18 protein-coding genes and 1 pseudogene are annotated in these 18,341 nt (G+C 43.0%); 3 read left to right on the top strand and 16 right to left on the bottom strand.

The window, feature by feature from the left end; translation table 11 throughout:
* Nucleotides 1-60: 60 nt before the first annotated feature.
* A complete protein-coding gene (gene sthA / locus FTT83_RS03910) occupies nucleotides 61-1,476 on the bottom strand; it encodes a Si-specific NAD(P)(+) transhydrogenase (protein WP_086196133.1) in 1,416 nt (471 codons plus the stop codon).
* A gap of 209 nt (nucleotides 1,477-1,685) precedes the next feature.
* Here sthA and lipA point away from each other — a divergent pair, with 209 nt between their 5' ends.
* Nucleotides 1,686-2,699, top strand: a complete 1,014-nt coding sequence (lipA, locus tag FTT83_RS03905) for a lipoyl synthase (protein WP_180042280.1) — start codon at nucleotides 1,686-1,688, stop codon at nucleotides 2,697-2,699.
* A gap of 141 nt (nucleotides 2,700-2,840) precedes the next feature.
* On the opposite strand, the gene FTT83_RS03900 is transcribed toward lipA, so the two are convergent.
* The 11 genes from FTT83_RS03900 to FTT83_RS03850 form a co-directional block, all read right to left on the bottom strand.
* The gene (locus FTT83_RS03900) at nucleotides 2,841-3,494 is read right to left on the bottom strand and encodes a tRNA-(ms[2]io[6]A)-hydroxylase (protein ID WP_180176239.1); all 654 of its coding nucleotides are present in this window, start codon (nucleotides 3,492-3,494) and stop codon (nucleotides 2,841-2,843) included.
* A gap of 18 nt (nucleotides 3,495-3,512) precedes the next feature.
* Nucleotides 3,513-4,238 carry a pyridoxine 5'-phosphate synthase gene (gene pdxJ, locus FTT83_RS03895; RefSeq protein WP_180042276.1) on the bottom strand — a complete coding sequence of 242 codons (726 nt, stop codon included), beginning with the start codon at nucleotides 4,236-4,238 and terminating at the stop codon, nucleotides 3,513-3,515.
* A 25-nt stretch (nucleotides 4,239-4,263) separates the two neighbouring features.
* Nucleotides 4,264-4,992, bottom strand: coding sequence for a DNA repair protein RecO (gene recO, locus FTT83_RS03890; protein WP_180042273.1), 729 nt, complete (start codon nucleotides 4,990-4,992; stop codon nucleotides 4,264-4,266).
* Nucleotides 4,993-5,004: 12 nt separating this feature from the next.
* On the bottom strand, nucleotides 5,005-5,196 hold the full coding sequence (locus FTT83_RS03885) for an NF038104 family lipoprotein (RefSeq protein ID WP_166167159.1): 192 nt from the start codon (nucleotides 5,194-5,196) through the stop codon (nucleotides 5,005-5,007).
* A 30-nt stretch (nucleotides 5,197-5,226) separates the two neighbouring features.
* On the bottom strand, nucleotides 5,227-6,255 hold the full coding sequence (gene era, locus FTT83_RS03880; protein ID WP_180042271.1) for a GTPase Era: 1,029 nt from the start codon (nucleotides 6,253-6,255) through the stop codon (nucleotides 5,227-5,229).
* A complete protein-coding gene (gene rnc / locus FTT83_RS03875) occupies nucleotides 6,255-6,953 on the bottom strand; it encodes a ribonuclease III (protein ID WP_180176240.1) in 699 nt (232 codons plus the stop codon). Before rnc ends, era begins: the two co-directional genes overlap by 1 nt.
* Nucleotides 6,925-7,299, bottom strand: a complete 375-nt coding sequence (locus FTT83_RS03870) for a DUF4845 domain-containing protein (RefSeq protein ID WP_166167165.1) — start codon at nucleotides 7,297-7,299, stop codon at nucleotides 6,925-6,927. Before FTT83_RS03870 ends, rnc begins: the two co-directional genes overlap by 29 nt.
* Nucleotides 7,300-7,321: 22 nt before the next feature.
* The gene (lepB, locus tag FTT83_RS03865) at nucleotides 7,322-8,149 is read right to left on the bottom strand and encodes a signal peptidase I (protein WP_180042269.1); all 828 of its coding nucleotides are present in this window, start codon (nucleotides 8,147-8,149) and stop codon (nucleotides 7,322-7,324) included.
* A gap of 20 nt (nucleotides 8,150-8,169) precedes the next feature.
* Nucleotides 8,170-9,987 carry a translation elongation factor 4 gene (lepA, locus tag FTT83_RS03860; protein WP_086196143.1) on the bottom strand — a complete coding sequence of 606 codons (1,818 nt, stop codon included), beginning with the start codon at nucleotides 9,985-9,987 and terminating at the stop codon, nucleotides 8,170-8,172.
* Nucleotides 9,988-10,160: 173 nt separating this feature from the next.
* Entirely contained in the window at nucleotides 10,161-10,622 is a 462-nt protein-coding gene (locus FTT83_RS03855) for a thioesterase family protein (RefSeq protein ID WP_180042267.1), read from the bottom strand.
* A 137-nt stretch (nucleotides 10,623-10,759) separates the two neighbouring features.
* On the bottom strand, nucleotides 10,760-12,142 hold the full coding sequence (locus FTT83_RS03850; protein WP_180042265.1) for a Do family serine endopeptidase: 1,383 nt from the start codon (nucleotides 12,140-12,142) through the stop codon (nucleotides 10,760-10,762).
* Nucleotides 12,143-12,368: 226 nt separating this feature from the next.
* Here FTT83_RS03850 and nadB point away from each other — a divergent pair, with 226 nt between their 5' ends.
* Nucleotides 12,369-14,012, top strand: coding sequence for an L-aspartate oxidase (gene nadB / locus FTT83_RS03845; protein ID WP_166167177.1), 1,644 nt, complete (start codon nucleotides 12,369-12,371; stop codon nucleotides 14,010-14,012).
* Between the two features lie 67 nt (nucleotides 14,013-14,079).
* On the opposite strand, the pseudogene FTT83_RS03840 reads toward nadB, so the two are convergent.
* The 4 genes and pseudogenes from FTT83_RS03840 to pabC form a co-directional block, all read right to left on the bottom strand.
* A pseudogene (locus FTT83_RS03840) lies at nucleotides 14,080-14,494 on the bottom strand (PaaI family thioesterase).
* Between the two features lie 75 nt (nucleotides 14,495-14,569).
* Nucleotides 14,570-15,175, bottom strand: coding sequence for a dTMP kinase (gene tmk, locus FTT83_RS03835; protein WP_180082229.1), 606 nt, complete (start codon nucleotides 15,173-15,175; stop codon nucleotides 14,570-14,572).
* Nucleotides 15,176-15,184: 9 nt separating this feature from the next.
* Entirely contained in the window at nucleotides 15,185-16,231 is a 1,047-nt protein-coding gene (gene mltG / locus FTT83_RS03830) for an endolytic transglycosylase MltG (protein WP_180176241.1), read from the bottom strand.
* A 1-nt stretch (nucleotide 16,232) separates the two neighbouring features.
* Nucleotides 16,233-17,045: an aminodeoxychorismate lyase gene (gene pabC / locus FTT83_RS03825; protein ID WP_180042253.1), complete on the bottom strand. Its 813-nt coding sequence runs from the start codon at nucleotides 17,043-17,045 to the stop codon at nucleotides 16,233-16,235.
* A gap of 160 nt (nucleotides 17,046-17,205) precedes the next feature.
* Between pabC and FTT83_RS03820 the strand changes: the two genes are divergently transcribed.
* Nucleotides 17,206-18,210 (top strand): sulfate ABC transporter substrate-binding protein, encoded by a 1,005-nt coding sequence (locus FTT83_RS03820; protein ID WP_180176242.1) that lies wholly within the window; start codon nucleotides 17,206-17,208, stop codon nucleotides 18,208-18,210.
* Nucleotides 18,211-18,341 lie beyond the last annotated feature (131 nt).

The following is an 18,341-nucleotide window of genomic DNA, read 5'->3' as shown; positions in this document are numbered from 1 at the left end:
AAATAAACAAAAACCCGCAAGCCTTCACTTACGGGTTTCGCATCTAAAATTCAGAAAATCTTAGAATAAACGGTTCATACCATTCAAGGTTGCTACACGGTACGCTTCCGCCATGGTCGGATAGTTAAAGGTAGTTTCAACAAAATACTTGATGGTATTGTTCGGGCTATTCATCACAGCCTGACCAATATGGATAATCTCGGCAGCGTTATTACCAAAGCAATGCACCCCTAACACTTCTAAGGTGTCACGGTGGAATAGAATTTTCAATTCACCTACGGTGTCACCGGTAATCTGTGCACGTGCCAGATGACGGAAAGATGCCTGGCCAACTTCGTAAGGAATTTTTTCTTCGGTCAATTGCTGTTCAGTCTTACCAATCGAAGAAATTTCCGGAATGGTATAAATACCTGTTGGAATATCCGTTACGGGTTTAACGTTCTCTTCACCGCTCATGTTTGAACCAGCGCAACGCCCCTGGTCATAAGCAGCAGAAGCCAGTGATGGCCAACCAATCACGTCACCGGCAGCATAGATATTTTCCACTTCAGTCTGGTACTGATCATTTACTGTAAGCTGACCACGACTGTTTGGGGTAATGCCTACATTTTCCAAACCTAAACCATCAGTATTCCCCGAACGGCCGTTACACCACAAAATGGCATCGGCTTTAATTTTCTTGCCGCTTTGCAAATGCAACACCACATGATCATCAAATGTCTCAAGATGATCAATTTGTTCATTATGACGAATCAATACACCCTGTTCACGTAAACGGTAAGATAAGGCATCAGAAATTTCATCGTCCAGATAACTGAGCAATTTAGGCTGGGTATTAATCAAATCAACTTTATGGTCCAGACCAATGAAAATGGATGCATATTCACAACCAATAACGCCGGCACCATAAATAATAATTTTTTGAATTGAATAATCCAGATCCAGAATTTTGTCTGAATCAAATACACGTGGATGATTGAAATCAAGCGCCGCCGGACGGTATGGACGTGAACCTGTCGCAATAACTAATTGCTGGAAAACAATCGTTTCTGTTATGCCTTCAGGGCTAAAGATCAATACGGTATTTTTATCCTGGATATAGGCACGACCATGATAAATATCAATCTTGTTACGGTCATAAAAACGGGAGTGTGTTTCAACCTGTTGCTGAATCACTTTATGGGCATTACGCAGCACCTGTTTCATGGTGAACTGCTTCCATTCGCCCACTTTCTGGAACATCGGGTCACGCTGGTAACGCAAAATGCTCGATACTGTTTGACGTAATGCTTTACTTGGAATGGTACCTACGTGTGTACAGTTACCACCTAATTGTTCACGCATATCAACAATTGCAACACGCTTGCCTGATTTAGCAAGTTTCATTGCCGCGCCTTCACCCGCAGGGCCTGAGCCGAGAACTACCGCATCGTATTTAACGAAAGTTCCACTAACGACCTCTTTTTTACGTGGCATTCAACGCTCCTATCTTCAATATTGGTCTATCTTGGCTATATTATGACGTAAATACTCGCAATTTTCTGTATTTACCTCACATATATTAAGTGATGACTACATTTATTAAATGAATATCCTTTTTACCCCATTTAGATTCAAGTCCGTTATAATGAGAGACCTAATATATCTAGTATCTCCCCCGTCAAAAAACAGTGGAAAAGTTGAATATGTCTGAAAACCGTAAACCTGAACAGGGTGTCAAACTTCGTGGCGCAGAGAAAGTCGCTCGTATTCCTGTAAAAGTTGTACCTACGGTTGAAACGCCACGCAAGCCGGACTGGATCCGGGTAAAAATGGCGGCTCCTGAAGAAGTTCAACGTATTAAAACCACGCTGCGTGAGCAAAAATTACATACGGTGTGTGAAGAAGCCGCTTGCCCGAACCTGCCAGAATGTTTTGGTGGCGGTACCGCAACCTTTATGATTATGGGTGATATCTGTACCCGTCGCTGTCCTTTCTGCGACGTGGCACATGGTCGTCCAAATGCCCTTGACCCTGACGAACCGCGTCATATGGCCGAAACCATTGCCAATCTGGGTTTAAAATATGCGGTTATTACTTCGGTTGACCGTGATGACCTTCGAGATGGCGGTGCACAGCATTTTGTAGACTGTATTAAAGAAGCCCGCAGTTTAAGCCCGAATACCTTATTAGAAATTCTGGTACCGGATTTCCGTGGTCGTATGGACATCGCGCTTCGCATCATGACCGAGTGCCCACCGGACGTATTCAACCACAATATTGAAACCGTGCCGCGCCTGTATAAAGCGATGCGTCCAGGTTCAGATTATCAGCATTCTTTAAACTTACTGAAAATGTTTAAGGAATACTGCCCGGACGTTCCAACCAAATGTGGCTTGATGGTCGGTATTGGTGAAACTGAAGAAGAAGTGATTGCATTGCTGGATGACTTAAAAGCACACGATGTCGATTACGTGACTATTGGTCAATACTTACAGCCTTCTAAAGAGCATGCACCGATTGACCGTTTCGTGACTCCAGAAGAATTTGAACGCTATACCGCCCACGGTCAGAAACTTGGATTCAAGAATATCTGGGCAGCCCCTATGGTTCGTTCAAGTTACTTTGCCGACCGTCAGTATTATGGTGAACCAGTTCCTTCGGTACGTCGCAAAACTGATCCTGCAAAAAAAATTGCGGTGCGGACCATTGAAGCTTAATTGAAGATCAGCCTGAAACTAGGCTGATCAATAAATGCCAATCTAAAACCTTTAGATTGGCATTTTTATTTAAGATTAAAATAAATCGTAAGATATAAAAAATCCTCTATTTGAATAGAGGATTTGTTAGATCAAAAGTATTTAAGCAGCTTGACGCGGCACACCACTATGGAAACGGAAAGTATCATCTTCTGAAAGGATTAAATTCTTTTCCACTTCACGGATATGCTCGATACGCCCCTGAATGTCTTCTTCCGGGTCTTTCATTTTAGATGTTTTGGCAACATCTAAGGCCAGTGCCAGATAATCTTCATAATGGCGTGATTCAGATTTAAGTAGGTAGCGATAATAGCGTCCTAACTCTTCATCAACCAGGGGCGCAAGTGCATAAAAACGCTCACAGGAACGTGCTTCCACAAATGCACCAATAATCAGCACGTCAATCAATGCTTCCGGCTCGTAGGTACGAATTTCCTTGCGCAATATGCCTGCATAACGCCCTGCACTCACGGCTTTCCATTCATGTCCGCGTTTGGACATAAATTCCAGCACCTGCTCATAATGCAGCATTTCTTCGCGTACCAGTTGTGCCAGCTTGACCTGCAAATCGGTAAAAAAGCTGTAGCGGAACATCAGGTTCATGGCTGTGCCAGCAGCTTTTTTTTCACAATTGGCATGATCCTGCATGAGTAACTCCAGGTTATTCACGGCTTCATCTAGCCACGCTTTTGGTGTTTCACATCCCAGGAAGCCAATCACAGGTTTCATGAGATCATCATAATGGGTTGTCGACATAACTTTTAAACTTAAATCTTAACGTGCTGCTTTAATCACAGCTTTCATTTGTTGAACAGCTTGGGTCAAACCGACAAACACTGCATCGGCAATAATGGAATGACCAATATTAAGCTCATGAATATGTGGAATTGCAGCAATTGGGGTGACATTTTCCAGGTTCAGACCATGCCCGGCGTTCACAATTAAACCTTTAGATGCAGCATATTCCGCACCTTTAACAATACGCTCAAGTTCATGCTGCTGTGCTTCTGCAGTTTCGGCATCGGCATAAGCACCTGTGTGTAACTCGATGGTAGGTGCACCGCAAGCCACAGCTGCATCAATTTGGGCAAAGTCAGCATCAATAAATAAAGACACTTCACAGCCAATAGCAGACAAGGCCTGAGTCGCGGCTTTAACATCTTCAAAATGACCCACCACATCCAGACCGCCTTCAGTGGTCACTTCCTGACGCTTTTCTGGAACGAAGCACACATGATGAGGCTTGATTTCCTTGGCAAATTCCACCATTTCAGCCGTCACGGCCATTTCCAGATTCATATGCGTTTTCAGCACAGGACGCATACGACGTACATCATCATCCTGAATATGGCGACGGTCTTCACGTAAATGCAGGGTGATACCCTCTGCACCTGCCTGTTCGCAAATTAAAGCAGCATTTACCGGATCTGGATAAGCGGTTCCGCGCGCCTGTCGCAAAGTCGCCACATGGTCAATATTTACACCAAGTAATGCAGCCATAACAATTACCTAACTATGTTTAAAATTAAGATTGAGATTGAGATTGAGATTGAGATTGAGTGTTTTGAATCCACAATTGACGGCTTTTCAGCGGTCGGTCGCCCAAAAGTGCAGTGATGATCTGCCGATACAGCTTAGTCAACAATTGTAACTGTTCAGGATTAAAATCCCTACCCTTTTCATAATCACGCATCGAAAGAATCTGCTGTCCAGATAAAGTCGAACGTGACTGTTGTACTGTAGGAATAAAACCATCATTAAGCTGAAACAGATAAGATTGTGATTCCTGAATTTTATGTTGCTGTGCATCCACTGTAAAATCAAGTGCATAGCCCAGTTCTTCTAAAAGTGCATGCTCGAACTGACGTAAGATTTGTCTTAAAAAAAGATCAGGATGCTCCTGCTGTGCCAATTGTTGCAATTGCTGCAAGGTCTGATGATATTGCACAAAGGTTTGTGGCATTTCCACTTCAACCGGGCACAAGCGCAGGATAATTTCATTCAGATAGAAACCGGAAAAGAAGGCATCGCCAAAAAAGAAAATCGGCTGATTGACAATTTCCAGTTTGGTAAAATTTTTCAGCTCGGATTTACCCGAAGCTTGCAGGCAAATCGGTTGATATTGTGGCGGCGGCGTTTGTCTTAAAATTCCATCCACACGACCATGCTCCTGAGTAAACAGATGCACAATATGACTGCGCTCACGGTATTTACGATGATGGATTAAATAACCATGCAAGGTTTCATTGCGCATACAGGCTTAAGTCTAATCCTTTTTCTTTTCAGAATCAGATTCTTCATCATCCCCATCTGGAATGACGGCACCCACCACAGCTGCCGTACCTTTAACCACGCCTTTAGTGGTTTTATAAGCCACTTTGACCGGAACGGTGACAATCTTGTAAATACAGCCTTGCAGGAACAATACACATGCCACAACAGTCAGTACTTTCATCATTACAGCTCCTTTCAAAGTAAAACCTAGATTTTAGATATCACTATAACCCAAGCTTTTTAATGCACGCTCATCATCAGACCAGCCACCTTTAACTTTCACCCAAAGGGTCAGCATGATTTTCTGTTCGAACATTTTTTCCATATCGGCACGCGCATCCATACCAATTTTTTTCAGCTTAGAACCTTTTTCACCAATTACGATGGCCTTTTGACCAGGACGATCAACAAAAATGGTGGCATCAATATAGGTACACGCCGCTTTTGGACGACCTGTTTTCGCATTAATGGTCGCTTCTTCAGTCTTGAAAGATTCAATTTGCACGGTCAAATCATACGGCAGTTCTTCACCCAATTGACGCATGATTTTTTCACGAATCACTTCCGAAGCAAGGAAACGTTCTGAACGGTCGGTGATTTGATCCAGTGAATAGAGTGGCGGCTGGAATGGCAAATACTTTTCGATGGTATTACGTAAATGTTCCAGATTGGCACCACGTAAAGCGGATACAGGTACGATTTCGGCAAAGTTCATCAGCTTGGCACGCTCTTGAATCAATGGAAGTGCTTGATTCTTGTTTTCAAAAGTATCCAGCTTATTGATGACCAGAATCACCGGCATTTCTGCATTTTGCAGTTTTTCCAGCACCAGTTCATCGTTTTGCGTCCACTTTTGCGCGTCAACCACAAACAGCACCAGATTGACATCACGAAGTGCAGAATGAGCGGCACGGTTCATCATTTTATTGATGGCACGTACTTCTTTTTTATGCATCCCCGGCGTATCCACAAAGACTGCCTGAGATTTTTCTCGGGTATCAATCCCCACAATCTTGTGGCGCGTAGTTTGTGGTTTACGTGAAGTGATTGAAAGCTTTTGACCCAGCAAATGGTTCATCAAGGTAGATTTACCCACATTCGGGCGTCCTACAATCGCAACAAAGCCACTTTTAAAGTCCGAAGGAATCGTCGTTCCTTGTAAACTGAAGAATTGATTAATTAAATCGTTACCGCCGTCTTGCGGTTCGTGATCAGCATCGATGTGATCGGAATGAGTAGTCATTAAGACTTTTGCTCCAATTGTTTTAAGATATCTGCCGCAACTGCCTGTTCAGCAAAGCGACGACTTGAACCCTCACCACACAATACAGGCAAGCCTTCAATCGTACATTCCACCTTGAAATGCTGATTCGGAGCATCGCCTTGAATATCTACAACGTCATAAACAGGGAGAGGTTTTTTACGTGCCTGTAAATATTCCTGTAAGCGTGATTTAGGATCTTTCAGCTGGTCTGTAGGTTCGATATGGTCTAAATATGGCGTGTACCATTTTAGCACGATGTCTTGCAAGACATTTAAATCGTGACAATCAACATAAATTGCACCAATAATCGCTTCCACAGTATCAGCAAGAATAGATTCGCGATGATGTCCACCCGATTTGAACTCACCCGTGCTGAGAATTAAACACGAACCGAGTTTCAAATCGTTTGCAATTTTGCCTAATGCTTCCTGACGAACCAGTGTGGCACGCATACGCGTTAAACGCCCTTCATTTTCATGCGGATAGGCTTGATACAAATAATGGGCAATGATCATCCCCAACAATGAATCGCCTAAAAACTCCAGACGTTCATAGTTAGTTTTATGACTAACCGATCGGTGGGTCAGTGCAAGCTGCAATAATTCAGGTTGTTTAAACTGATAACCGATACGGTTGACTAAGCGCATATCACTTAGTTTGGACTGACCTTTGATCAAAACTTTTCTCGAACTTTAACACTAAATCTATATTGAGTAAGAACGGCTTTCTTATCTCATACTCTTTTTTCACTTGCAGTCCATCAATATTGGTCACCTGAGCGATTTCATCAAATTTAAGATCGCGAACATTGTTCATCTCTAAACGTTGACTCATCTGACTTGCAAACTTTGAAGGATCGGTATCGGCCGGGCTACTTTGCAGCAACTCTGTAATCTGGCTATCTACAACCCGATCATCCCAGTACGGTGCCCAAACAGCGATGGCAATTTTTGCTAAGAAAGCAAAGCCAATGATTGCAATTAAAACTGCAATATAAGATGCCCCTTGTTGATTTTTACGCATTTGTTATTTTTTCCAATCATGCTCAATCAATTGCACCGTTGCGCTTAAACGACGGTAATTTAAATCCAGGTTCTTTATGCATCCAGATATAAAATGCACGACCTGTTAGATTCTGTTCCGGAACGAAGCCCCAAAAACGGCTGTCAGCACTCTGATCACGATTATCCCCCATCGCGAAGTAATGACCTTCAGGTACTTTCACTTCCCAATATAAACCATTTTCAGATGAATATTTACCATTTTCAACATAGTTGATAAAGGGGGCCTGACGGGCCACATTTACACCTTCAAGCTCACGCATTTTAAAGGTATGCTTGCCTAATGTTTCTTGATGGTAAATTGAAGTTGGTGTATCGAGAATATCTTTTTCTCGGCTAAATTCCACTGGAACTTTCGCCACTTTTTGTCCATTGATAATCAGTTGTCCATGATCATAAACAATATGATCTCCCGGCAAACCTACTACACGTTTGATATAACTGATGGTCGGTTGTGGCGGATAACGGAACACAATCACATCGCCACGTTCCGGTTCACCAACGTCAATGACTTTGGTATTGACAATCGGTAGACGCACACCATAGTTAAACTTATTGACCAGAATATAATCCCCCGTTTCCAAGGTCGGAACCATAGAATCGGACGGAATGTTAAACGGCTCATACAGGAATGAACGCAGCACCAGAACCACTGCCAGGACTGGCCAGAAGTCATATGCCCATGTGATAATGAAATTTTCATTCCCCTTACCTAAGGTTTGTCTTTGTTTGAAAACAAACTTATCCAGTAGCCACACCAAGAAAAAAATCAGCGTGACGGGAACGAGAATTAAATTAAAATCAAAATCCATGAGCTATATGACCTCTATTATTATCTTTCTACTTTCAACACAGCAAGGAACGCTTCTTGCGGGATTTCAACACTACCCACCTGCTTCATACGCTTCTTACCTTCTTTCTGTTTAGAAAGAAGTTTTTTCTTACGTGATACGTCACCACCATAACATTTCGCCAATACGTTCTTACGCATCGCTTTTACAGTTGAACGGGCAATAATTTGCGCACCGATGGCAGCCTGAATCGCCACATCAAACATTTGACGCGGAATCAGGTCTTTCATTTTTTCAACCAGGGCGATACCACGGTGACGTGCATCCTGACGGTGACAGATCATGGCCAAGGCATCAACTTTATCGCCATTAATAAGCACGTCAACCTTCACCAGCGATGAGCTTTCAAAACGGATAAAGTTGTAATCGAGTGAGGCAAAACCGCGTGAACATGATTTCAATTTATCAAAGAAATCCATGACCACTTCGGCCATTGGAATTTCAAAGGTAATTGAAACCTGGTTCGCCATGAACTTCATGTCTTTTTGTACACCACGGCGTTCCACGCACAAGGTCATCACGTTACCCAAGTATTCTTGTGGTACAAGGATATGACATTCTGCAATAGGTTCACGCAAATCTTCTACCGTTGAACCATCTGGCATTTTTGATGGACTGTCGATATAGATCGTTTCACCATTCTTCATCACGGCTTCGTAAATTACGGTTGGCGCAGAAGAAATGAGGTCAAGATCGTACTCACGCTCTAGACGCTCCTGTACGATTTCCATGTGCAACATACCAAGGAAGCCACAGCGGAAACCAAAACCTAAGGCATCTGAACTTTCAGGTTCAAAGAATAATGCCGAGTCATTGATTTGCAGTTTATGAAGTGCTTCACGGAACGGTTCAAAATCGCTTGAATCAATCGGGAATAAACCCGCATACACCTGCGGTTTAACCTTTTTGAAACCAGGTAAAGTTGCAACATCAGGCGTAGTCGCAAGGGTAATGGTATCACCGACAGGCGCACCAAAAATATCTTTAATCCCTGCAATGATAAAGCCAACTTCACCCGCTTCAAGCATGCCTGTTTCAGTATGTTTAGGATTGAAGATACCGACCGAGGTAATGATGTGCGATTGGCCAGTTGATTTAATCAACATTTTATCGCCCTTACGCACACGCCCCTGTTTGATACGCACCAAAGACACTACGCCGAGGTAGTTATCAAACCATGAGTCAATAATCAAGGCTTGTAGCGGTGCTTCACGATCACCTGTAGGTGCAGGAATAACATTCACCAGCGTTTCAAGTACGCCTTCAATGCCAAGACCTGTTTTCGCTGAACAGGTCGGTGCATCAGTTGCTTCAATCCCGATGATGTCTTCAATTTCTTGGATCACACGCTCAGGTTCAGCTTGCGGCAAGTCAATCTTGTTGAGTACTGGTAAAACTTCGAGTCCCTGTTCAATCGCGGTATAGCAGTTTGCTACAGACTGGGCTTCAACCCCTTGCGCAGCATCAACAACCAGAAGCGCACCTTCACATGCTGCAAGCGAACGTGATACTTCGTATGAAAAGTCCACGTGTCCTGGAGTGTCAATAAAGTTTAATTGGTATTCTTGACCGTTCGGATGAGTATAATACAACGTCACTGATGCCGCTTTAATGGTAATACCGCGCTCACGTTCCAATTCCATAGAATCCAGAACCTGAGCCTGCATTTCGCGATCTTGCAAACCTCCACAGGTTTGAATAAAGCGATCTGCCAGTGTCGATTTACCATGATCGATATGCGCAATAATCGAGAAGTTACGAATGTTTTTAATATCAACAGATTTTTTAGCTTGCGCCATGGGCTACCTTGAGAAAAAAACACGCCATGCAACCAATAGTTAATGCATGGCAAAAGCTGAATAGAAATTGCGTAGGATTATAGCAGATGGATTTTTCAATGTATCCTAAATAATGAGTTCGTTTTTCGCTTTGACAGTTATTTTCAAAATAAAACCGGATTGTAGTCATGTACTCAATTTGAAGCCATCGCATCATACTGACTAAAATCCAGCGGATTCACCTGTTCCGATATCGGCTGGTAGGCTTGGCTAAAAGTGGGAGACATGCGTTTTGGCCGACCTGTGGCAATTTCCACACAGGCCCATTTGGTATTCCCCATAAATAAAACGCTTTGGTCTTGGGGACGATAAAACACATATTGCCGGAAAGAATACAAGGCATTGATATCATCCAGCCAGGTACGCAAGATAATCTTTTCGCCTTCAAATGCCGCTTTACGGTATTGCACATGGTGCTCTACCGCAACCATGGCATGCTTCAGTTCCATGTATTCATTCAGCCCCAAACCCAGGGCCTCAATATGTGCAGTAGCGACATCCTGCATCCAGTGCATATACACTACGTTATTTACATGTCCCAGACTGTCAATATCTTTTGCTTGAACGGTGATTTCCAAATCAAAAACTGTGCTCATCTATTTTACCGACCCTTACACTATGCAAAAAATGACCTTCAAGGCTACACAGTCTACGTAATTTTGTATCGCAGTAAAATTGCAAAATATAAAAAACCACTCAGCTGTAGAGTGGTTTTCTGTTCGATGGATTCATGCTATTCAATACGCATGCCTAAAATTGCGCGCTGATCTTGACGAATAATAGAAACACGTGCAATTGAACCTTTTTTCAGTTCGGATACTGTCTTAATAAAGTCATTACTATTCAAAATGGTTTTATTATTGATTTGAGTAATGATATCACCTACAGCGATACGGGATTGTGATGCGATCCCTCCCCGTTTGACTTCTTGAATCAGAATACCGCCTTTAAGATTCAGTTGGGATTGTTCACTGGCAGTCAAATTACGAATCGTCACCCCCAAAACAGGACCTTTATTTTGTGCTGCCTGTTCCACCGGTGCCGGTGTGTCGTCCGGTGCAGTCATCAATGTTGCCGAGATATTACGAGTCTTATCATCCCGCAAAACTTGCAATTGAATGTTTTGATTTGGTGAAGTCCGGTTTAAGTAGTTGAGCAAATCAGAGGTTCTGGAAATAGGCAAGCCATTATATTTCAGGATCACATCACCCGCCTTAAAGCCAGCTCTGGCTGCCGGGGAATTGGGAGCGACCTGGGTCACCAATGAACCTTCAGGCTTGGACAGGTTATAAGATTCAGCAAGGTTACGGTCGATGTCTTGCAACATCACTCCCAAATATGAACGGGTGACCTTGCCATTCTTTTTCAGCTGCTCTGCCACATCCATCGCCACATCGATCGGAATGGAAAATGACAGGCCCATATATCCGCCAGTACCGCTGAAGATACGCGAGTTTACCCCAACCACTTCACCATTCTGGTTAAACAAGGGACCGCCTGAGTTACCCGGATTCAACGCCACATCGGTTTGAATAAAGGGCACCGAGGTTTCGCCCATCATGTTACGCATTTTCGCACTGACAATACCGGCAGATGCAGAATAGTCAAAACCGAAAGGTGAACCAATAGCCAGTACCGGCTCACCGACTTTCAGCCGGTCTACATTGCCTGTACGCAGTTCAGGGAAATTGGAACCATTGACTTTCAGTAGCGCCACATCGGTACGCGCATCACTTCCAACTATGGTGGCATCAATCTCACGGCGGTCATTAAACATAATGGTCACTTTAGATGCATCTTCAACCACATGATGATTGGTTAACAGATAACCATCCTTACTGATAAAAAATGCACTGCCGTAAGCGGTTTTCTCTTGCTGAGCCTGTTGCTGTGGAACAATCACCTGATTGCCAAAAAAGCGTTTCAAAATTTCAGGAATTTGCTGTTGAATCAGCTCTTCCTGAGTCATTTTTTTAACGACACTGACACTCACTACAGCAGGGCTGACCTGTTCAACCAGATTGGAAAAGTCTACCGAAGAAGCTGCTTGTGTTTGCATCGCTGCCATGGTGAATACAGCAGCATACATTCCTTTTTTTATATAGCGATTGTTCATATAAAGCATTCACTCCATTCATTATAAGTATGCGTAAACAGTATTTAGCATAAAACATGTCTGTCTTGGGTAATAATATGTTTGATTATATTTGTATAAACAACAGCTTAAATCTTTCTTAAAAGTTTGTTGCTTTATTACTTTTTCTCATCATACATTAGCATATTAGCTCTTGTTTTTTGATGAAAAAAGGGGTGTTATTAGCAAACTTTTTTCAAATTAGCTGATGAACATGTCTAATTTAAATACAACACATCATTTTGACGTGATCATTGTAGGCAGTGGTGGTGCAGGTTTAAGCCTGGCTTTATCATTACCAGATCATTTCAATATTGCTGTTTTGGCCAAATCGGCACTCACCGAAGCCAGTACTTTTTATGCACAAGGCGGTGTCGCGGCGGTTTTAGATGAAACTGACTCAATTGAACAGCATATTGATGACACCATGATTGCAGGTGCACATTTATGTGAGCGTGAAGCGGTCAAGCAGACTGTAGAAGGCGGCAAACCTTCGGTCGACTTTCTGCTAAAACATGGCGTGCAATTTACCTTAGATGAACAGGAACAATTGCATTTAACCCGTGAAGGTGGTCACTCCCAACGCCGTATCATCCATGCTGCAGATGCGACAGGTCGCGCCATTTCAACCACTTTGGTGCAACGTGCCCGTGAAAAGCAAAACATCACTATTTTTGAAAATTATATTGCCATTGATTTAATTACTTCAAAAAAACTCGGCCTGAAAGATCAAGAAAATCGTGCGTTGGGTTTATACGCGCTCGATGAAAAGACTGAAAAAGTCCATACATTCTTGGCACCCTCTACCGCTTTGGCATGTGGTGGGGCAATGAAAGCCTATCTGTATACCTCCAATCCGGATATTGCGACCGGTGATGGTATCGCCATGGCTTACCGTGCCGGTTGCCGGGTTGCCAATATGGAGTTTAACCAGTTCCATCCAACCTGCCTGTATCATCCGCAAGCACGCTCCTTTTTAATTACCGAAGCCATGCGTGGTGAAGGGGCTTATTTACGCTTGCCTGATGGTGAACGTTTTATGCTGCGTTTTGACGAACGCGCTGAACTGGCACCGCGTGATATTGTGGCACGTGCGATTGACTATGAAATTAAACGTTTGGGTATCCGTCATGTCTGGCTGGATATCACGCATAAACCAGCCGAGTTTGTGAAAGAACATTTCCCTACCCTGTATGCCCGTTTACTAGAACTTGGCATCGACATTACCAAAGACATGATTCCTGTGGTTCCTGCGGCGCACTATACCTGTGGCGGTGTGGTGGTCGATGAAAACAGCCAGACCGACCTTCAAGGTTTATACGCCATTGGTGAAACCTCTTATACTGGCTTACACGGTGCTAACCGGATGGCGAGTAACTCACTTTTAGAATGTTTTGTCTACGGCATGAGTGCAGCCAAACATATAGAAAGCCTGTTCAATCCAGATTATGTTTCTCCTGATGCACCAAGCTGGGATGATTCCCAAGTGATGAATCCGGATGAAAATGTCGTTATTCTGCAAAACTGGGATGAACTGCGTCAGACCATGTGGAACTATGTGGGTATTGTCCGCACCACTAAACGTCTGCAACGTGCCTTACATCGTATCGAAATGTTGAAGCGTGAAATCACTGAATATTATCAGGATTACCATGTCAGCAAAAACCTGATTGAATTACGTAACCTGGTACTGGTTTCAGAGATGATTGTACGCTGTGCCATGGCACGCAAGGAATCACGCGGTTTGCATTACACTCTGGATTATCCGGAGCTTGGGCCTGAATTACGTAAAACGGTACTAACTCCACCCAACTTCCAGGTGGAAACTCCGTTGGTCAATGTAGATGCTTAAACCCGTGTAGCCTAAATAAAAAAGCCGAACATCTTTGTTCGGCTTTTTCAATTTGCATGATATCTTTTTATTGCCGGGGTGGGATGGAATAAGTACCCACTGCATGTGCAATCGGTTCATCTAAATTCATGGAATATAACCATACATCACCCACAATGAGAGCCTTGCCCACTTTCATTAATTGACAGACCGCACGAATATCCTGTGCTGCCGTCGGTTTTCTTAAAAAATTGATGGATAAACTGGTCGTGACAGCCAAGGCCACAATACCGATTTCACCCAGTATGGCAATATACAGTGCATAATCAGCAGCGGTCATCATGGTCGGCCCTGATACCGTTCCACCCGGTCTTAAATCAGCAGTATTCATGATATAAGATGGTGGCTCCTTTTTCAGTGACTGTTTCTATTTCGCATTTTTCCAGGCTTTGCGGAAATTCACATTGCAAAAATTCAATAATTTCGACTTTATTACTTTTCATTGTTTATAAAAAAAATCTTCCATAATGTTAGCCACTATAGAAGATTTTTCATTTAAACCCAATTGCTGGGGATGACTACACCGATTGCAAACACGCGAGTGCCTGAGTGAATACCTGTTCTGGTGTTTGGGTGGCATCCAGACGTTTAATCCGTTCCCCCTGCTGTTGCCAAAGCTCCTGATAGCCTGAACGTACTTTCTCAAAGAATGTGGCTTTCTCCTGCTCAAAGCGATCTAATGCACCCCGTGCACGCGCACGTGACATTCCCAACTCAGTCGGGGCATCCAGCCAAAAAGTAACGTTCGGCATATGCGAGACAAAGTTGGCATTCAATAACTGTAATTTTTCTTTACTTAGGCCGCGGCCTGCACATTGATAGGCAAAACTGGCATCAGTAAAACGGTCACACAGTACGGTCTTACCTGCCTTCAATGCCGGAACAATCACCTGCTGTAAATGCTGTGCACGTGCCGCATACATTAAAAGCAGTTCTGTGTCATTCGACATGCTTTCTTCATGGTTGACTGACAACAGCAGGGAACGGATTTGTTCTGCCATTGGTGTGCCACCCGGCTCACGCGTCAGTACCACTTCATGACCTTGCTGTTGCAGATAATCATAAATTTTACCAATGAGTGTGGTTTTCCCGACACCTTCAGTGCCTTCAAAACTAATAAACATCCCCACTCCTTAATTTTTTGAACGAATGACAGTTAGATATTCTTGCACAGCACGATTATGCTCATCCAAAGTTGCGCTAAATTTATGCCCACCATTACCCGTGGCGACAAAATAGATATTTCTGGAATTGTCCGGGTGCATAGCAGCTTCAATCGCTTTTTGACTTGGCAATGCAATCGGCGTTGGTGGTAAGCCATTGTTGGTATAGGTATTATATGGTGTAGGTGTACGCAAATCGTTACGCGTGATATTGCCATTATAACGGTCGCCCATACCATAAATCACAGTTGGATCGGTTTGCAGACGCATCCCCTGTTGCAGACGACGGATAAACACCCCCGATACCTGATTTAACTCATGATCCAGACTGGTTTCTTTTTCCACAATAGAAGCCATAATCAGCGCTTCATATTTATCCTTATAAGGTAAACCACTGGCACGATTGGCCCATGCAGTATCCAAAGCCTTCATTTGGCGTTTATATAAATCAGTCAAAATCTTTTTATCAGTTTCACCCTTGGCAAAGAAATAGGTATCTGGTGCAAACAGCCCTTCGGGATGGTTAAATGGAATACCTAAGGCTTTTAGCATTTGATCTTGCGGAAGATTCAACACTTCTTTAGTGACTAAATCATCTTTCTTTAGAAGTTCAATTAACTGTTTAAAAGTCGTACCTTCAATCACCAGAATGCGGTTCATCTGTGCATTTTCAGCATTCGAAACCAGTTCCAGCACTTCACGTACCGACATGCCTTGACGAATTTCATAAACGCCAGCTTTCATACTGTCATGAATCATGATTTTTTGATAAAGCTTCAGGATAATAGGAAAACTGACTTTATCTTGCTGAGCTAGACGGTCAATAAAGCCTGAATAACTGTCACCATCTCCAATCGCCAGCATTTGCTTTTCACCTTGCACAGGATAGGACTTGAACAAGCTGGCACCCAAGATAACCGCAAATAATACCGTCAGACCTGCAATTAAAATAAGGATGCCTTTTAAAGGAAATCCTGATGCAGTTTTATTTTTCGATTTTTGCTTTTTGCTAGACATATTAATGAATCTGATTCAATTGAAGGATATTAAAGAGTTCAATACACGGCTGAATATTCAACGGTTGCCGGTTAAGTTCAGTTACAGCTTTCATGGGACTTAAGGCATTACAAAAAAACAGGCTTTCAAATTTTGCAATGTCTTCCATTTCAATAAACCGCTGTTCACAGTGAATACCATGCTGCTGCATCCGGGACAAAATTTCGGCCCGCATCACCCCATGCACGCCATTATAGCGAAGTTCAGGTGTAATCCAGGTATTGTTTAAACGAATGAAACAATTACTGCTTACGCCCTCCACAACAGTGCCTTGTACATCGGTCACCAAGGCTTCAGCCCAACCCTGCTGATCGGCTTCATGTTTTAACAAGACCTGTTCCAGACGGTTCAGACTTTTTAAACCGACCAGATTGGGCATGCTCAATCCCAATGCCTGTTGAAGTACTCCAGATTTGATTTTTTCAATGTGAAAATCATCGACTGCTTGGGGATAAAAAAACACCCAGACATCTGCCGGATGATCAGGCAAGCTATAGCCGCGTTGTCCCTCACCACGACTGATGATGATTTTTAATGTGCCATTTAGTTCAAGAAACTGCTGTTGTAGTAGAGCCAAAGTTTTTTCAATGCAGCTTAAATCTGCCTGCAACATCAGCCGTTCACAACTTAACTGTAGCCGTGCCCGATGCAAGCTTTCAAGTTCAATTTTGCCATGCCGAACACGTGCCGTGGTGAAACAGCCATCTCCGTAATGAAAAGCACGGTCCTGTAATGACACTTCATTTATTTCCCGTGCATTCTTAAAACATGGCATAACAAACATCCTGCAAATGATGACCTAGTTTAAAAATAGTGGCGCTTAATTGATAGCTTTTTTATTCATATCAAATTCGTTTCTTATTATTTTTTCAACAAAAAAGATGACGCTATGCTTGGCTCCGTTACAAAACATTAATAATTCAAAGGATAGCAAAATGCGCTCACTAAAAATCGGGGTTTTAGCAGCTCTTATTTCAGCAACGTCTTTTACTGCACTGGCAAAAGACTTTTTAAACGTTTCCTATGATCCAACGCGTGAATTGTATGAAAACTACAATAAAGAGTTTGCTGCATACTGGAAGAAAACCACAGGCCAAGATATTAATTTTAAACAGTCACACGGCGGTTCTGGCAAACAGGCACGTGCCGTGATTGATGGTCTGGGTGCCGATGTGGTGACGTTGGCACTTGCAGCAGATATCGATGCAATTGCAGCAAACTCAAATTTACTTCCAAAAGACTGGCAAAAAAAATTTCCAAATAACTCTACTCCCTATACCTCTACCATCGTCTTCCTTGTACATAAAGGCAACCCGAAAGGCATTAAAGACTGGGGCGATCTGGTCAAAAATAATGTCGGCATTATTACCCCAAACCCAAAAACCTCTGGTGGCGCCCGCTGGAATTATCTGGCAGCATGGGCTTGGGCGAAACATCAGCCAGGCGGTAACGATGCCAAAGCACAGGAGTTCGTACGTCAAATCTATAAGAACACCAAGGTCCTCGACTCTGGTGCACGCGGTGCAACCACGACATTTGCTGAACGTGGCATTGGAGATGTATTGCTGGCCTGGGAAAACGAAGCTCATTTAGCTATTCGTGAACAACCGGGCAAGTTCGAAATTATCACACCGTCGTTGTCTATTTTGGCTGAACCCCCTGTGGCGATTGTAGAGAAGAATGCACAGAAAGACGGCAACCTGAATTTAGCCAAAGCTTATCTCAACTATTTATATTCACCTGCAGGTCAAACCATTGCTGCCAATAACTTCTACCGTCCGCGCAATGCAGCAATACTGGCAAAACATAAATCCGTATTCAAACCCTTGAAACTAGTCACCATTAATAAAGAATTTGGCGGCTGGAGCAAAGTTCAAAAAGCACATTTTGAAAATGGCGGCGTATTTGACCAGATCATAAAAGCCAATAGCACCAAATAATCTCAGTCAAGCAAACAAAGCATCAGTTTTATTCATAAGGCTGGTGCTTATTTTATGAACCCAGCCTTATTTATCTTTTTTATTCATATAAAATTCATTTTTTATTATTTTTTATGCATAAAGAATATAGC

The organism is Acinetobacter sp. YH01018, from assembly GCF_013420295.1.
In the GTDB taxonomy this organism is placed as follows: domain Bacteria; phylum Pseudomonadota; class Gammaproteobacteria; order Pseudomonadales; family Moraxellaceae; genus Acinetobacter.
Note: the sequence above shows the minus strand (reverse complement) of the source record. Positions and strands in the feature narration are given on the sequence as shown.

Coding starts and splice junctions, on each gene's coding strand:
- lepA (WP_086196143.1), bottom strand. CDS start 9,987: ATGGCGCAAGCTAAAAAATCTGTTGATATTAAAAACATTCGTAACTTC.
- FTT83_RS03855 (WP_180042267.1), bottom strand. CDS start 10,622: ATGAGCACAGTTTTTGATTTGGAAATCACCGTTCAAGCAAAAGATATT.
- FTT83_RS03900 (WP_180176239.1), bottom strand. CDS start 3,494: ATGTCGACAACCCATTATGATGATCTCATGAAACCTGTGATTGGCTTC.
- lepB (WP_180042269.1), bottom strand. CDS start 8,149: ATGGATTTTGATTTTAATTTAATTCTCGTTCCCGTCACGCTGATTTTT.
- nadB (WP_166167177.1), top strand. CDS start 12,369: ATGAACATGTCTAATTTAAATACAACACATCATTTTGACGTGATCATT.
- pabC (WP_180042253.1), bottom strand. CDS start 17,045: ATGCCATGTTTTAAGAATGCACGGGAAATAAATGAAGTGTCATTACAG.
- lipA (WP_180042280.1), top strand. CDS start 1,686: ATGTCTGAAAACCGTAAACCTGAACAGGGTGTCAAACTTCGTGGCGCA.
- mltG (WP_180176241.1), bottom strand. CDS start 16,231: ATGTCTAGCAAAAAGCAAAAATCGAAAAATAAAACTGCATCAGGATTT.
- pdxJ (WP_180042276.1), bottom strand. CDS start 4,238: ATGGCTGCATTACTTGGTGTAAATATTGACCATGTGGCGACTTTGCGA.
- FTT83_RS03885 (WP_166167159.1), bottom strand. CDS start 5,196: ATGATGAAAGTACTGACTGTTGTGGCATGTGTATTGTTCCTGCAAGGC.
- era (WP_180042271.1), bottom strand. CDS start 6,255: ATGACTACTCATTCCGATCACATCGATGCTGATCACGAACCGCAAGAC.
- FTT83_RS03820 (WP_180176242.1), top strand. CDS start 17,206: ATGCGCTCACTAAAAATCGGGGTTTTAGCAGCTCTTATTTCAGCAACG.
- sthA (WP_086196133.1), bottom strand. CDS start 1,476: ATGCCACGTAAAAAAGAGGTCGTTAGTGGAACTTTCGTTAAATACGAT.
- tmk (WP_180082229.1), bottom strand. CDS start 15,175: ATGTTTATTAGTTTTGAAGGCACTGAAGGTGTCGGGAAAACCACACTC.
- FTT83_RS03850 (WP_180042265.1), bottom strand. CDS start 12,142: ATGAACAATCGCTATATAAAAAAAGGAATGTATGCTGCTGTATTCACC.
- FTT83_RS03870 (WP_166167165.1), bottom strand. CDS start 7,299: ATGCGTAAAAATCAACAAGGGGCATCTTATATTGCAGTTTTAATTGCA.
- recO (WP_180042273.1), bottom strand. CDS start 4,992: ATGCGCAATGAAACCTTGCATGGTTATTTAATCCATCATCGTAAATAC.